Source organism: Pseudonocardia cypriaca, assembly GCF_006717045.1.
GTDB classification, from domain to species: domain Bacteria; phylum Actinomycetota; class Actinomycetes; order Mycobacteriales; family Pseudonocardiaceae; genus Pseudonocardia; species Pseudonocardia cypriaca.
This window is the reverse complement of the sequence record NZ_VFPH01000001.1, coordinates 3,563,843-3,576,827: the sequence shown is the minus strand read 5'-3', so window position 1 is coordinate 3,576,827 and position 12,985 is coordinate 3,563,843. Positions and strand designations below refer to the sequence as shown.

The following is a 12,985-nucleotide window of genomic DNA, read 5'->3' as shown; positions in this document are numbered from 1 at the left end:
CGGCGTTGCCCGGCACCGCTGCCGAGGCGGCGGCAGACCAATGATGCAAACGGCTGAAAAAAACCGCAAGACGTTGTTGACGACGCGCCCCTGCTCTGAACTAATTGCGCGACGAGCGAGGCCCCGTGCTCGCCACCAGAGGCGTCGGCGAACCGGGCCAGTGTGATCGAAGGAGCTCTCATGGCCATCCTCGGGTCCGCCCGGACCATGCGCACGCTGTTCGCGGGCGCAGCCGTGCTCGCCGTCCTCGCCACCGCCGCGTGCGGCGGCGGTGGGTCGCGCGCGAGCGACCAGCAGGCGGGCGGTCCGCCCGAGCGCGAGCAGCCGGTACAGCTGGAGGTCACCTGGTGGGGCGGCCCGGCACGGGCCGAGCTCACGCAGAAGGTGCTCGACCTCTACACGCAGAAGCACCCGAACGTCACGTTCACCACGCAGTGGCAGGGCTACTCCGGCTACTACGACAAGGTCAACACCACCGCAGCGGGCCGCAACGCCGCGGACATCATCCAGATCGACAACCGGGTGCTGCGCGAGTACTCGAGCAAGGGTCTGCTCGCTGAGCTGGACCCGTGGGTCGGCAACACCCTGAAGGTCGACGGCATCGACGAGAAGCTGCTGGGCACCGGCAAGGTCGACGACAAGCTCTACGCCGTGCCGCTCGCCGCCAACACCCAGGCCATCGCCTACGACAGGACGGCGCTGGAGAAGGTGGGCATGCTCCCGCCGGAGAACGGCTGGGCCACCTGGGAGGAGTTCGACACCTGGGCGGCGGGGGTCACGCGGGCCACGGGGAACGCGCCGTGGGCCATGCGCGACGAGAGCGCCAACATCACCCTGTTCGAGTACTGGCTGCGCCAGAACGGCAAGGAGCTCTACGACGGCCAGAAGCCCGGGTTCACCACCGAGGACGTGACGGCCTGGTTCGAGTTGTGGGACCGGCTCCGCAAGAGCGGCGCAGCCTCTCCCCAGGAGGTGGCGCAGCCGGCCAACGCCGGTGACATCTCCAAGAACACGGTGGCCACCAAGAGCACCGCGATGACCTACATGTACGACAACCAGCTCACCGAGCTCGCGAAGGCCACCGACCACGAGGTCGGGCTCGTGCCCATCCCGGGCCCGCGCAGCGGTGCGTACGCCCGCCCGTCGCAGTTCTTCACCGCCTACACCGGGGGCGACAACATCGCCACGGCCGTCGACGTGATCAACTTCTTCGTCAGCGACCCGGAGGCGGGCGCGATCCTCGGCACCGAGCGCGGTCTGCCGCCGAACAAGCAGGTGCGCGACGTGGTCTCCCCGAACTTCGACGACCAGCTGAAGTACGTCCTCGCCTACGACGAGAAGGTCGTCGCCGACGCCGGCCCCACCCCGCCGGTTCCCGCGCAGGGCGACTCACAGCTCGGCCGGCTGCTGCAGGCGACCGCGGAGAACGTCGGGTTCGGGCGCCAGTCGCCCGCCGACGGTGCCGAAGAGTTCGTCACGCAGGCCGCAGGCGAGCTCGAGCGCGCGGCGAGCTGACGGGAGAGCGGTCGATGGTGGACACGGCAGTACGGCCGACACCCGCCGGCCGGCACGCGGCACCGCCCCGCGGCCGGCCAGGACGCCGGAAGGAGGCGATCGCGGGCTACGTCTTCCTCAGCCCGTGGTTGCTCGGGCTCTTCGGCATCACGCTGCTGCCGATGCTCTACTCGCTCTACCTGAGCTTCACCGACTACGACCTGCTGCAGGACCCGGAGTGGGTGGGCCTGGAGAACTACGAGCGGATGTTCACCGGGGATCCGCAGTTCTGGAACTCGGTGGGCGCCACCCTCCTGTTCGCGATCACGTCGGTGCCGCTCAAGCTCGCCGTCGCGCTCGGCGTCGCGCTGCTGCTGTACCGCAACCGGCGGGGTGTCGGGCTGTACCGCTCGCTGTACTACGTGCCGTCGCTCCTGGGTGGCAGCGTCGCGATCGCGATCGTCTGGCAGACCCTGTTCGGCGGCCAGGGCGCGATCAACGGCCTGCTCGCGGTCTTCGGCATCCCGGGCCGGGCCTGGATCGCCGACCCGGCCTTCGCCCTGGGCACGCTCGTGATCCTGGCCGCCTGGCAGTTCGGCGCCCCGATGGTCATCTTCCTCGCCGGGCTCAAGCAGATCCCGACGGAGATGTTCGAGGCCGCCGCGCTCGACGGGGCCGGCCGGATCAAGCAGTTCTGGCACGTCACGCTGCCGCTGCTGTCGCCGGTGCTGTTCTTCAACGTGGTGCTGGAGACGATCGCCGGGTTCCAGGGCTTCACCGCGGCGTTCGTGATCAGCGGTGGCACCGGCGGCCCGGCCGACTCCACCCTGCTCTACACCGTCTACCTGTACCTGCGCGGGTTCGGGGACTTCCAGATGGGCTACGCGTCGGCGATGGCGTGGGTGTTCCTCATCGCGCTCGGCGTCATCACGGCGTTCGTCTTCCGCAGCGGTTCCCTCTGGGTCCACTACGCCGACGAGGGGGACCGCTGATGGCCACCACCACCGTCGCCCCGGTCGCGACCTCCCCGGCCGCGCCCGGCCCGGCCGGGCAGAAGGGCCGCTGGTACGAGGGCATCGCCGCGCACGTCGTGCTGATCGCGATCCTGCTCGTGGCGCTCTACCCGATCGCCTACATGTTCGGCACGTCGTTCAAGTCGCCGCAGGAGATCCTCAACAACGTCAACGTGTTCCCGCGGCAGTTCAGCCCCGGGAACTACGTCGACGGCTGGAACGGCATCCCGGGCGTCACGTTCGGGACGTTCTTCCTCAACAGCGCGGTGGTGGCGATCGGCGTGGTCGTCGGCAACGCGTTGGCGTGCTCGCTGGCCGCGTTCGCGTTCGCCCGGCTCAAGTTCCCGCTGCGCGGGTTCTGGTTCGCGATCATGATCGGCACGCTGCTGCTGCCGCACCACGTGCTGATCGTGCCGCAGTACGTGCTGTTCAACAGCCTGGAGTGGATCAACACCCCGCTGCCGCTGATCGTGCCGAAGTTCCTCGCCACCGAGGCGTTCTTCGTGTTCCTCATGGTGCAGTTCATGCGGGGCATCCCGCGCAGCCTCGACGAGGCGGCCGAGATCGACGGGTGCGGGCCCTACCGGCGGTTCTTCTTCGTGGTGCTGCCGCTCACCAAGCCGGCGCTGGTCACCACCGCGGTGTTCTCGTTCATCTGGACCTGGAACGACTTCTTCACCCAGCTCGTCTACCTCAACGACCTCGACTCCTACACGGTGCCGATCGGCCTGCGCCTGTTCCTCGACTCGAGCGGGCAGGCCGCCATCGCCCCGATGTTCGCGATGTCGGTGCTGTCGTTGGTGCCGGTGTTCCTGTTCTTCCTGGTGTTCCAGCGGCTCATCGTGGACGGGATCAACACCAGCGGTATCAAGGGTTGAGCTCGGCCGTGCCCGTCCGGGGCTGGAAGGAGCAGCTCCGCCGCATCGCGGAGCTGTGCCTGCTCGGCATCGTCGCGGTGCTGGTGAGCCTTCCGGTGCTGACGGTCGGTGCGGTGGTGGCCACCCTGTCCACGGCCGTCGGGCACTGGGCCGACCACGACGACCTGCCCACGTGGCGGGCGATGGGCGCCGAGCTCGTGAGACGGCTGCTGCCCGGGATCCCGGTGAGCGTGATCGGGGTGCTCGCCGTGCTCGTGGTCTCCCAGCAGGTCGCCTGGCTGCGCGACGGCGTGGTGCCCGGCGGCGGCGCGGTGCTGGCGGTGTTCGGGGTGGCGATCGCGTGCCTGACGGCGGTGGTCCTCCTCGCGATTCCCCGCCTGGCCGGTGGCACCTGGCGCGCCGCGCTGGCCGGTGGGTGGACGGACCTGCTCCAGGCCCCGGCGGCCGCCTTGGCGGCGCTGCTGGTGACGGCGGTCGCGATCCTGCTGGCGATACTCCTACCCGGGGCGGTCGTAGTCCTCCCAGCGCTCCTGGTCCTGGCCCTACACGCGATCCACAGGCGGCTAGTCCTTCCCAGGCGAGCGGGCTAGGCGTCACTTCACAGACCCAGCGCGGACTTCACACAGGGCGGGCCCTGTGTGAAGTTCAGGCTGGGTCTGTGAAGTCGAAGTGACCTAGATCGTCCGGTTGAACTCGCCCGCGCGGACCCCCCGCAGGAATGCCTGCCAGGCCGGGGTCGAGTGGAGGTGCGCCGCCCGGGAGCGGTCCTTCGTGTCGCGGACCGCCATGCCGCCGCCGAGGAGCGGGGCCACCTCTACGCAGCCGCTGCTGGCGCCGCCGCTGCCGCTGAAGCTGCTCTTGCGCCAGACCAGGCCGTCGAAGGTGGGGGTGGGCATCAAGCACCTCTTCGCGTCGCGGCCTCACATCTGCGTGGCCACCCGCTCGATCAGGGCTGCCGACTCCTCCGGGCTCAGCGCGCGCGACCGCAGGTGGTCGAACACGACCCTACCCCTGGCGACGTCCTCGGCCTTCTCGATGTGAATCGAGCCCATCGGGTGCTCGACGTAGCCGATGTCCGGTTCTCCCATGCGCTCGAAGCTGAGCACGATGAATGCGCCGGTCACGCTCGGGTGCGCGCCCACGCCCGACGGCAGCACCTGCACGGTGACCGTTTCGAGCTCAGCGGCCTCCAGCACGTGCGCGAGCTGGGCGCACATCACGTCGGGGTCGCCGATCACCCGCCGCACCGCGGCCTCCTCGATCACTGCGACGAGCGTCAGCGGGTTCTCCGGATCCGTGAGGCGCTGCTGGCGGATCATGCGGACCTCGACGTCGTTCTCGCGCACGGCCCGGCTGCCGACGTGCAGGGAGCTCTCGAACAGGGCCCGCGCGTAGTCCGCGGTCTGCAGCAGGCCGGGCAGGTAGTTCACGGTGTACTCGCGCACGGCGCTCGCCTCGGCCTCCAGCGGCACGTAGCCCTGGTCGTCGAGCCCGTAGGCGCGCCACCAGCCCTTGGCGCTGGCCTCGCGGGTGAGGGTGAGGAGGGCCTCCCACTGGTCACCGGTGACGCCGAAGATGTCCATCATCGTGCGCACCACGTGGACGTCGACGCCCTGGTGGGCGTTCTCGATGCGGCTGAGCTTGCTCGCGGAGAAGTCCAGCTGGGGAGCGAGGTCCTCGATGGTGAAGCCGGACCTCCGCCGCAGGTCGCGCAGGATCCGCGCGAGCTGCCGCCTGCGGATCAGGGTGCCGCTGCGCATGCCCATGGTCACAGAGTGTCAGTGGCAGGTGCGGGGTGAAAGATCCAGCTGCCAGACTCCCGCGCATGACCGGCCCGATGCACGTCCCGCGGTTCTTCATCCGCCAGCGGATCACGATGATGGTCAACCGCTACGAGATCCGCGGCGCCGCCCCCGACGGCAGTGAGGGCCCGCTGCTCGCGTTCGCGCAGCAGAAACGGATGAAGCTGAAGGAGGAGGTCGTCTTCTACTCGGACGAGTCGCGGTCGCGCGCGGTGTTCTCGTTCAAGGCCCGCCAGCGGCTCGACGTGCGCGCCGAGCACGACGTGTTCGACGAGTACGGCAACGCGCTCGGCTACTTCCGCAAGGAGTTCGGCGCCAGCCTGCTGCGCTCGACGTGGACGATGGCCGGCCCGGGCTACGAGGCCGTCGGCAAGGAGCGCAGGCCCGTCATCGCCGTCCTGCGGCGGGTGTGGGACTTCATCCCGTACCTCGGCGACGTCTGGGTGCCGTTCGTCTTCCACTTCGACTTCGTCGACACCGCCACCGGGCAGCCGGTGCTGTCCAGCGAACGGCGCAAGGCGATCCGGGACCGCTACGTCATCGACGTGCCCGACCCGCGCGTCGACTTCCGGTTGGCTGCGGCCATGACGGTGGCGCTCGACGCGCTGCAGTCGCGCTGAGGGCTGGGAGGACTAGAACCAGTCGGGTTCCATCTCCACCGTGGTGCGGTCGAGCGCGGCGAGCAGGTCGAGCTGCGGGCCGGTGCGGGGCAGCTCGCGGCGGAAGAAGTAGCGGGCCGCCTGCCGCTTCCCGCGGTGGAACGGCTCGTCCCGGTCGCCGCAGGCCAGGTACTGCTCGAGCCAGATCCACGCGACGGCGGCGTGGCCGACGGCCTCCAGGTAGGTGGTGGCGTCGGCCAGCCGCTCCGGGTGGGGGTCGGCGTGGATGCGCGCGGTGACCGCGACGATCCGGTCCCACACCGCGTCGAGCTGGGCGGCCAGCTCGGCCGCCTCGCCGGTGGTGGCGCGGGCGCACGTGGCGGCGACGATCTCGCGCAGCAGGGCCAGCCCGGCGCCGCCCTGGATGACGACCTTGCGACCGAGGAGGTCGAGGGCCTGGATGCCGTGGGTGCCCTCGTGGATCGGGTTGAGCCGGTTGTCGCGGTAGTGCTGCTCGACGTCGTACTCGCGGGTGTAGCCGTAGCCGCCGTGCACCTGGATGGCCAGGTCGTTGGCCGCCACGCACCACTGCGACGGCCAGCTCTTCGCGATCGGGGTGAGCACGTCGAGCAGGAGCCGGGCGCGGTCCGGGTCGGGGCCGGTGTTCTGGTCGTCGAGCAGGCGGCCGCAGTAGAGCACCAGCGCGAGGGCGCCCTCGGCGTAGCACTTCTGCGCGAGCAGCATCCGTCGGACGTCCGGGTGCTCGATGATCGGGACGGGCGGCGCGGCCGGGTCCTTCGCGGACGTCGCCCGGCCCTGGGTGCGGGTGCGGGCGTAGTCGAGGGACTTGAGGTAGCCGGTGTAGCCGAGGGCGGCCGCGCCCGCGCCGACGCCGACCCTGGCCTCGTTCATCATGTGGAACATGCAGGCCAGCCCGCCGTGCTCCGGCCCGACGAGCTGGCCGACGGCGCCCGCGCCCTCGCCGAAGTTGAGCAGGGTGTTGGTGGTGCCTCGGTAGCCCATCTTGTGGTTGAGCCCGGCGAGCGCGATGTCGTTGCGCCGCCCGTCGGGCAGGAGCTTCGGCACGAGGAACAGCGAGATGCCCTTCACGCCAGGTGGTCCGCCGGGGATCTTGGCGAGCACGAGGTGGACGATGTTCTCGCCGAGCTCGTGCTCGCCCGCGGAGATCCACATCTTGTTGCCGAACAGCCGGTACGTGCCGTCGGCCTGTGGTTCGGCGCGGGTGGTGATGTCGGCCAGCGACGAGCCCGCCTGCGGCTCGGAGAGGCACATGGTGCCGTGGAAGCGGCCCTCGACCATCGGCTCCACGTACGTCTCGACCTGCTCGGGCGTGCCGTGCGCGCGCAGCAGGTTGGCGGCCGCGATCGTCAGGAACGGGTAGGCCCACGTGCCCGGGTTGGCGGCCTGGAAGTACGCGAAGGCCGCGGTGGAGACGACGTGCGGCAGCTCGGTGCTGCTCGCGACCAGCCCGGTCTGCGCGAGCACGTCGAGGGCCTTGCGGACCTCGGGGATCATGTGGACGCGGCCGCCGTCGAAGGTGGGCTCCTCGGCGTCGGCCCGCTTGTTGTGCGGCGCGAAGTGCTCCGCGGCCACCTCGGCGGCGAGGTCGAGCACGGCGTCGAAGGTCTCGCGGGAGTGCTCGCTGTGCAGGGACTCGGCGTCGAGCCAGTCGTAGAGCAGGAACTCCAGGTCCCGGCGCGAGAGCAGCAGCGTCATGACGGATCCCCCTTCAACGCGCGCAGCACGACGTCGGCGAGGTGGTCGAGGTACCCGGGCTCGGCCGGGGCCCTGCGGACCGAGAGCCGCCAGTAGACGGGCGCGGCGATCAGGTCGAGGGCCATCTCGAGGTCGGTGTCGGCCGACAGCTCACCACGATCGACGGCGCGGCGCAGCACGGCGGCGCCGACCCTGCGCCGCGGCTCGCCGATCGCCGCGCGCACGGCCTCCGCGACCTCCGGGTTGCGGACTCCCTCGGCGGCCAGGTCGGGGAGGATCCGCGAGAAGCGGGGGTGGGTGAGCCAGTCCGTCAGCGCGCGCAGGAGGGTGACGAGGTCGCCGCGCAGCGAGCCGGTGTCGGGTGCCGTCGCCAGTTCGAGGCTGAAGTCGGCCAGCACGGCCATGACCATCTCCTGCTTCGACGGCCAGCGCCGGTAGAGCGCGCTCTTGCCGACGCCCGCCCGCCGGGCGACGGCCTCCATCGAGAGCTTGCCGTAGCCGGTGTCGGCCAGCTCGTCGAGCACGGCCTCGGTGATGGCCGCGGTGACCTCGGGCTGGAGGACGGCCGCTCCGGTCGGCGTTCGCTTCACGACTGCCGAGTATGGCACGGACGGGACGGTCCCGTCCCGTGTTACGTTCGTCGGGACGGGACCGTCCCGTCCGTTAAAGAGAGGTTCACGATGACAACACTCGAGGTCGTCGACCGGGCCATGGACCTGCTGCTCGCGCACGACATGGCGGGGTTCGCGGGGCTGTGGGCCGTCGACGGGACGATCGAGTTCCCGTTCGCGCCCGCCGGGTACCCGCAGCGCCTGGAGGGGCGCGCCGCGGTCGCGGAGTACCTGCGCGACTACACCGACCACGTCGACCTGCGGGCGATCACCAGCCGGACGGTGCACCAGACCGTCGATCCGGACGTCGTGGTCGTCGAGTTCGAGGTGGACGGCACCGCCGTGCGCACCGGGCGGCCGTACCGGATGCGCTACATCTCGGTGATCACCGTGCGGGACGGCGAGATCACCGGCTACCGCGACTACTGGAGCCCGGTCGCCGCGGCGGAGGCGCTCGGTGGCGTGGAGGACCTGACCGCGTTCGCCGGCGGTGGCCGGTGACGGTCCTCGTCACGGGCGGCACCGGGACCACCGGCAGCCGGGTCGTCGCCGCCGTCCGAGAGCGTGGCGTTCCGGTGCGCGTGGCGAGTCGCCGTCCGGGGAAGGGGCAGGTCCGCTTCGAGTGGGCCGACCCCGGCACGCACGCCGACGCGCTGGACGGGGTGCGCGGCGTCTACCTGGTGGCCCCCATCGGCGTCGCCGACCCCGCGCCGCTCGTGGCGCCGTTCCTCGAAACGGCACGGGAACGCGGCGTGCGGCGGGTGGTGCTGCTCAGCTCCTCCGCGGTGCCGGAGGGCGCGCCCGGACTGGGCGAGCTGCACCGGATGGTGTGCGCCGCGGTCCCGGAGCCCACGGTGCTGCGTCCGTCGTGGTTCATGCAGAACTTCCTCGGCGACCACCCGCACGCCAGGTCCGCGCGGGCCGACGGCGAGATCGTCTCGGCGACCGGCAGCGGCCGCGTCGCCTTCGTCGACGCGGGCGACATCGCGGCGGTGGCCGCGCACGTACTCGCCGACGAGGAGCCGCACGTCGGCGAGTACGTGCTCACCGGCCCCGAGGCCCTGAGCTACGCCGACGTCGCCACGATCCTGAGCGAGGTCATGGGGCGGCCCGTGCGGCACCGGGCCGTCGGCGTGGCGGAGCTGACCGAGCGCTTCGTCGGCGCCGGGTACCCGGCCGACTTCGCCGCCGTGCTCGCCGCGCTGGACGCCATGATCGCCCACGGCGCCGAGGACCGCACCACGTCGGTCGTGCGGGACGTCACCGGGCGTCCGCCCCGGTCGTTCCGGGAGGTGCTGGAGGCGTGACCCCGGCGCGATCCACGGCCGGCTGACGCGGGGCGATCACGAGTGCCGCGGCGACCACGGCGGCGGCGACGGCGAGTACGGCGGTCAGGCCTGCGGCCGGATCGGGCGCGGCGAGCAGGAGCCAGCCGAACGCGGCCGCGCCCAGCGAGCCGCCCAGCTGGCGGGCGAACATCAGCGTCGCCATCGTCGCGCCCATGCCGTCGGCCGGCGCCAGGCCCATTCCCAGCAGCGTGTACGCCGCCATGCTGAGGCCGAGCGCCGCGCCTGCCATGGCGAGTGCCACCACGGCCACGGCGTGAGCGAGCGGCCCGCCGTCGAGCTGGGGGAGCGCGGCGAGCAGTCCGAGGCCTGCGATGCCGAGCGCCAGCGCGAGCCGGCCCCACGGCGCGAGCGCCGGACGGCGGCGGGCCAGCACCGAGAACGCCGTGCTCGCCGCGAGCTGGCCCCCCGTGAGGGCGAGCAGCAGGGTGCCCGTGACCGCGGTTCCCGTGCCGAGGCCGGTGGCCAGTGCGAGCGGGACGAACGCGAACGTCCCGAACAGGGCGACGCCCGAGAGCGCGGTGACCGCCACGGCGCGGGCGAGCGGGGCGATCGCGAACAGGCGGGGCGGGACGAGCGGGTTCGCTGCGCGCCGCTCGACGTGCACGAACGCGGCGGCGCAGACCAGTACCGCGCCGACGAGCACCGGCGCCCGGAGCGGGTCGCTGCCCAGTGCGTCGCTCGACCCGAGCGCGACCAGTGCGGCGCCTCCCACCGCGACCAGCGCGGCTCCTGCGACGTCGAACGAGCCCGCCCGGCGCTCCCGCCGCCGCGGCACCGACCGCCATCCCAGCGCCAGCGCGACGGCGCAGATCGGCAGGGGCAGCGCGAACACCCAGCGCCAGCCCGCGGTGGCGGCCACCAGCCCGCCCAGCGGCGGCCCGGCGAGCGACGAGACGGCGAACACGGCGGTGCTCCAGATCTGACGGCCGATGCGCTCGCGGGCGTCGAATAGCTCGCCGAGCGCGCTGATCGCGGTGACGACCAGACCGCCGCCGCCGATGCCCTGCAGCACGCGGGCGGCGAGGAGGGCCGGGAACGTCGGCGCGACCGCCGAGGCCAGCGAGCCGGCCGTGAACAGCAGCAAAGCTGCGACGAACACGGCCCTGCGTCCGAGCCGGTCACCGAGCGCCCCGTGGACCGGGGTCGACACGGTGACCGCGAGCAGGGAGGTGGTGAAGACGGCGGGCGCGGCCTCGGGCTGCCCGAGGTCGGCACCGATCGCCGGCAGGGCCGCCACCACGATCGTGCCCTCCAGCTGCGACACCAGCATGCCGAGGAGCAGCGCGGCGAACGCGAGCTCCCGCCCCCTCATAGATGCGTGCACATCGCACACGCTATTGTGTGCGTATCGCACGCACAAGGAGGGGTCCGTGGAGGGAAGGCCGGGGGCAGCGCTGTTCCGCCTCGTGCGGTACTGGTCGCGCCGCTGGATCCTGCAGGCCTCGGAGGAGCTGACCGGGGAACAGCGCCGTGTGCAGGACATCCTCGTGCTCGACGCCGTGGCCGCCGCGTCCCGGCACGACCCCGAGGTGGCGGTGACCGACGTCGCGCACCAGCTGGGCATCGACCGCTCCGGCGCCAGCCGGTTCGTGACCGCGGCGGTGGAGCACGGGTACCTGGAGCGCCGGGCGTCTGCGGCCGACGCGCGGCGTGCCGTCCTCACCCTCACCCCGGCCGGCCACGAGCTGCTGACCGGTTCGCACGCCTGGCAGGAGGAGGCTTTCGCCCGACTGACGGCCGGCTGGGACCCGGAAGACGCCACCCGGTTCGCCGGATACCTGCAGCGACTGGAATCGGAACTGCCCTGAGGCGCGGCCGGTGCTCACACACCGATTTCGGTATTCACACACCGACTCCAGTTGATGTGTGACGGCAGAATTCGGTGTGCGACGCCTCGGTGCGCGCCGCCGTTACCGAATACGGTGTTTCACCGGAGTGACACGGCTCTGCCACTCGCGATCGGCCAGTCTGGCGATCAACGCCATTCGCGGCCGAGGGAGTTCGATGAGCACGGTGATGTTCGACATCAGCATGTCGCTGGACGGCTTTTTCAGCGCTACCGGTAGTACACCCGACGAGCCGCTCGGGCCGGGCGGTCAGCGGCTGACGGAATGGGCGATGGGTGCCGACCCGGGTAGCAACCGGCTGCTGGCCGCGGCCCTCCCCGGCCTGGGCGCCATCATCTGCGGGCGGCGGACCTACGACACCTCGCTGAAGTGGTGGCAGGCCGACGGCCCGACCGGGCCGGCCCGCGTGCCGTTGTTCGTCGTCACCCACCGGGACGCGGGGGAGGTGCCCGCCGACAGCGTGTACAGCTTCGTCACGGGAGGGGTCGAAGCCGCGCTGGAGCAGGCCCGCGCGGTCGCCGGGGATCGGGACGTCGCCGTGATGGGTGGTGCGGACCTCGGCCGGCAGTTCCTCCGGGCGGGCCTGCTCGACCGGATCGGGATCCACCTCGTGCCCGTGCTGTTCGGCCATGGCCGGCGCCTGTTCGACGACATCGGACCCGACCACATCCGGCTGGAGGTGGAGAGCGTGGTCGACACACCGCCGGCAACCCACCTGATCTACCGCGTCGTGAAGTGATCGTCGTCGGTATTCGATCTGTTCGCGCCGAGGAGAATTGCCGCAATGCGACCGGCTCCGACAGGATGATCGGATGGCCCGCGAGCTCGTTGCCGACCACCACGGCCACCGGATCCACGTCGAGGAGCGCCCCGGCGACGAACCCGCGATCGTGCTCATGCACGGCTTCCCCGACAACCGGCACCTCTACGACCGGGTGCTGCCCTTCCTCGACGGGCGGCGGGTCGTCACGTTCGACTTCCTGGGCTGGGGACGTTCCGACAAGCCGGTCGGATATCCGCACACGGCGACCAACCAGATCGGCGAGGTCGGCGCGGTGATGGACGCGCTCGACCTCGACGAGGCGGTGCTGGTGGCGCACGACGCCTCCGGCCCGCCCGCGATCGACTGGGCGTTCTCCCACCCGCGGCGCGTGGCCGGGCTGGTGCTGCTCAACACCTACTACGGCTGGCACCCGGCGTTGCGCGCCCCGGAGGCGATCGCGCTCTACTCCACCCCGGTGCTCCGCAACCTCGCCCGGGCGGTGGTCCGGCGCAACGAGCGGCTCGACGAGCGTCTGTTCACCTGGCAGGTCGGCCGGTTCATCCGTGACGCGGATGTGCGCGCCGAGCTCGTCCCGCAGCTCTACGCGGACTTCCGGGCCGCGCGTCCGGCGTTCTGGCGGCTCAACGACGACCTGTTGGGCACGGTCGTCAGCCGGCGGCTGCGCTCGGGCCGGCTGCGCGACTTCGACCGGCCGGTCCGGATCGTGTTCGGCGCGGCCGACCCGTACCTGAACCGGCGGGTCGCGAAGCGCCTGCACCGCCTCTTCCCGACCTCCGAGCTGCACCTGCTCCCGACGGCGCGGCACTACGTCCAGGTCGACGAGCCGCAGCGGGTCGCCGACCTGATCAGCTCGACGGGCGCCTGACCGGGC

General features: G+C 71.6%; 15 protein-coding genes. 10 read left to right on the top strand and 5 right to left on the bottom strand.

The annotated features are described in order from the left end of the window. Positions 1-180 precede the first annotated feature (180 nt). From FB388_RS17050 to FB388_RS17035, 4 genes are read left to right on the top strand one after another with little or no spacing between them, the layout of a single operon-like run. Complete coding sequence (locus FB388_RS17050) at positions 181-1,515, top strand: ABC transporter substrate-binding protein (RefSeq protein WP_142102083.1); 1,335 nt, start codon at positions 181-183, stop codon at positions 1,513-1,515. 14 nt (positions 1,516-1,529) lie between these two features. Continuing rightward, the gene (locus FB388_RS17045; protein ID WP_142102081.1) at positions 1,530-2,486 is read left to right on the top strand and encodes a carbohydrate ABC transporter permease; all 957 of its coding nucleotides are present in this window, start codon (positions 1,530-1,532) and stop codon (positions 2,484-2,486) included. After that, complete coding sequence (locus tag FB388_RS17040; RefSeq protein ID WP_142102078.1) at positions 2,486-3,385, top strand: carbohydrate ABC transporter permease; 900 nt, start codon at positions 2,486-2,488, stop codon at positions 3,383-3,385. Before FB388_RS17045 ends, FB388_RS17040 begins: the two co-directional genes overlap by 1 nt. An 8-nt stretch (positions 3,386-3,393) precedes the next feature. After that, positions 3,394-3,975, top strand: coding sequence for a hypothetical protein (locus FB388_RS17035; protein ID WP_142102076.1), 582 nt, complete (start codon positions 3,394-3,396; stop codon positions 3,973-3,975). A gap of 84 nt (positions 3,976-4,059) precedes the next feature. Here FB388_RS17035 and FB388_RS17030 read toward each other — a convergent pair whose 3' ends face one another. Together FB388_RS17030 and FB388_RS17025 are read right to left on the bottom strand one after the other, a co-directional pair. Beyond that, a complete protein-coding gene (locus tag FB388_RS17030; protein ID WP_142102074.1) occupies positions 4,060-4,281 on the bottom strand; it encodes a DUF397 domain-containing protein in 222 nt (73 codons plus the stop codon). A gap of 24 nt (positions 4,282-4,305) precedes the next feature. Continuing rightward, positions 4,306-5,151, bottom strand: a complete 846-nt coding sequence (locus tag FB388_RS17025; protein WP_211361958.1) for a helix-turn-helix domain-containing protein — start codon at positions 5,149-5,151, stop codon at positions 4,306-4,308. 59 nt (positions 5,152-5,210) lie between these two features. Between FB388_RS17025 and FB388_RS17020 the strand changes: the two genes are divergently transcribed. Continuing rightward, on the top strand, positions 5,211-5,807 hold the full coding sequence (locus FB388_RS17020) for an LURP-one-related family protein (protein ID WP_142102072.1): 597 nt from the start codon (positions 5,211-5,213) through the stop codon (positions 5,805-5,807). Between the two features lie 12 nt (positions 5,808-5,819). Here the strand turns inward: FB388_RS17020 and FB388_RS17015 are convergent, their stop codons facing one another. Together FB388_RS17015 and FB388_RS17010 are read right to left on the bottom strand one after the other, a co-directional pair. Beyond that, complete coding sequence (locus FB388_RS17015) at positions 5,820-7,523, bottom strand: acyl-CoA dehydrogenase family protein (RefSeq protein WP_142102070.1); 1,704 nt, start codon at positions 7,521-7,523, stop codon at positions 5,820-5,822. Further along, on the bottom strand, positions 7,520-8,113 hold the full coding sequence (locus FB388_RS17010; RefSeq protein WP_142102068.1) for a TetR/AcrR family transcriptional regulator: 594 nt from the start codon (positions 8,111-8,113) through the stop codon (positions 7,520-7,522). Before FB388_RS17010 ends, FB388_RS17015 begins: the two co-directional genes overlap by 4 nt. Positions 8,114-8,203: 90 nt before the next feature. On the opposite strand from FB388_RS17010, the gene FB388_RS17005 reads away from it, so the two are divergent. Together FB388_RS17005 and FB388_RS17000 are read left to right on the top strand one after the other, a co-directional pair. Next, a complete protein-coding gene (locus FB388_RS17005; RefSeq protein WP_142102065.1) occupies positions 8,204-8,635 on the top strand; it encodes a nuclear transport factor 2 family protein in 432 nt (143 codons plus the stop codon). Beyond that, entirely contained in the window at positions 8,632-9,441 is an 810-nt protein-coding gene (locus FB388_RS17000; protein WP_142102063.1) for an NmrA family NAD(P)-binding protein, read from the top strand. The genes FB388_RS17005 and FB388_RS17000 overlap by 4 nt, the downstream gene beginning before the upstream one ends. On the opposite strand, the gene FB388_RS16995 is transcribed toward FB388_RS17000, so the two are convergent. Then, positions 9,395-10,807 carry an MFS transporter gene (locus FB388_RS16995; RefSeq protein WP_246122003.1) on the bottom strand — a complete coding sequence of 471 codons (1,413 nt, stop codon included), beginning with the start codon at positions 10,805-10,807 and terminating at the stop codon, positions 9,395-9,397. The genes FB388_RS17000 and FB388_RS16995 overlap by 47 nt on opposite strands. A 46-nt stretch (positions 10,808-10,853) precedes the next feature. Here FB388_RS16995 and FB388_RS16990 point away from each other — a divergent pair, with 46 nt between their 5' ends. From FB388_RS16990 to FB388_RS16980, 3 genes are all read left to right on the top strand, one after another. Then, positions 10,854-11,291, top strand: a complete 438-nt coding sequence (locus FB388_RS16990; RefSeq protein ID WP_246122001.1) for a MarR family winged helix-turn-helix transcriptional regulator — start codon at positions 10,854-10,856, stop codon at positions 11,289-11,291. Positions 11,292-11,487: 196 nt separating this feature from the next. Beyond that, positions 11,488-12,069, top strand: coding sequence for a dihydrofolate reductase family protein (locus FB388_RS16985; protein WP_142102058.1), 582 nt, complete (start codon positions 11,488-11,490; stop codon positions 12,067-12,069). 73 nt (positions 12,070-12,142) lie between these two features. After that, positions 12,143-12,979 carry an alpha/beta fold hydrolase gene (locus FB388_RS16980; RefSeq protein WP_142102056.1) on the top strand — a complete coding sequence of 279 codons (837 nt, stop codon included), beginning with the start codon at positions 12,143-12,145 and terminating at the stop codon, positions 12,977-12,979. Positions 12,980-12,985 lie beyond the last annotated feature (6 nt).

What these genes read in the sequence shown, in the direction of transcription:
- FB388_RS17050 (WP_142102083.1), top strand. Translation starts at nt 181, where the DNA reads ATGGCCATCCTCGGGTCCGCCCGGACCATGCGCACGCTGTTCGCGGGC.
- FB388_RS17045 (WP_142102081.1), top strand. Translation starts at nt 1,530, where the DNA reads ATGGTGGACACGGCAGTACGGCCGACACCCGCCGGCCGGCACGCGGCA.
- FB388_RS17040 (WP_142102078.1), top strand. Translation starts at nt 2,486, where the DNA reads ATGGCCACCACCACCGTCGCCCCGGTCGCGACCTCCCCGGCCGCGCCC.
- FB388_RS17030 (WP_142102074.1), bottom strand. Translation starts at nt 4,281, where the DNA reads ATGCCCACCCCCACCTTCGACGGCCTGGTCTGGCGCAAGAGCAGCTTC.
- FB388_RS17025 (WP_211361958.1), bottom strand. Translation starts at nt 5,151, where the DNA reads ATGGGCATGCGCAGCGGCACCCTGATCCGCAGGCGGCAGCTCGCGCGG.
- FB388_RS17020 (WP_142102072.1), top strand. Translation starts at nt 5,211, where the DNA reads ATGACCGGCCCGATGCACGTCCCGCGGTTCTTCATCCGCCAGCGGATC.
- FB388_RS17015 (WP_142102070.1), bottom strand. Translation starts at nt 7,523, where the DNA reads ATGACGCTGCTGCTCTCGCGCCGGGACCTGGAGTTCCTGCTCTACGAC.
- FB388_RS17005 (WP_142102065.1), top strand. Translation starts at nt 8,204, where the DNA reads ATGACAACACTCGAGGTCGTCGACCGGGCCATGGACCTGCTGCTCGCG.
- FB388_RS16985 (WP_142102058.1), top strand. Translation starts at nt 11,488, where the DNA reads ATGAGCACGGTGATGTTCGACATCAGCATGTCGCTGGACGGCTTTTTC.
- FB388_RS16980 (WP_142102056.1), top strand. Translation starts at nt 12,143, where the DNA reads ATGGCCCGCGAGCTCGTTGCCGACCACCACGGCCACCGGATCCACGTC.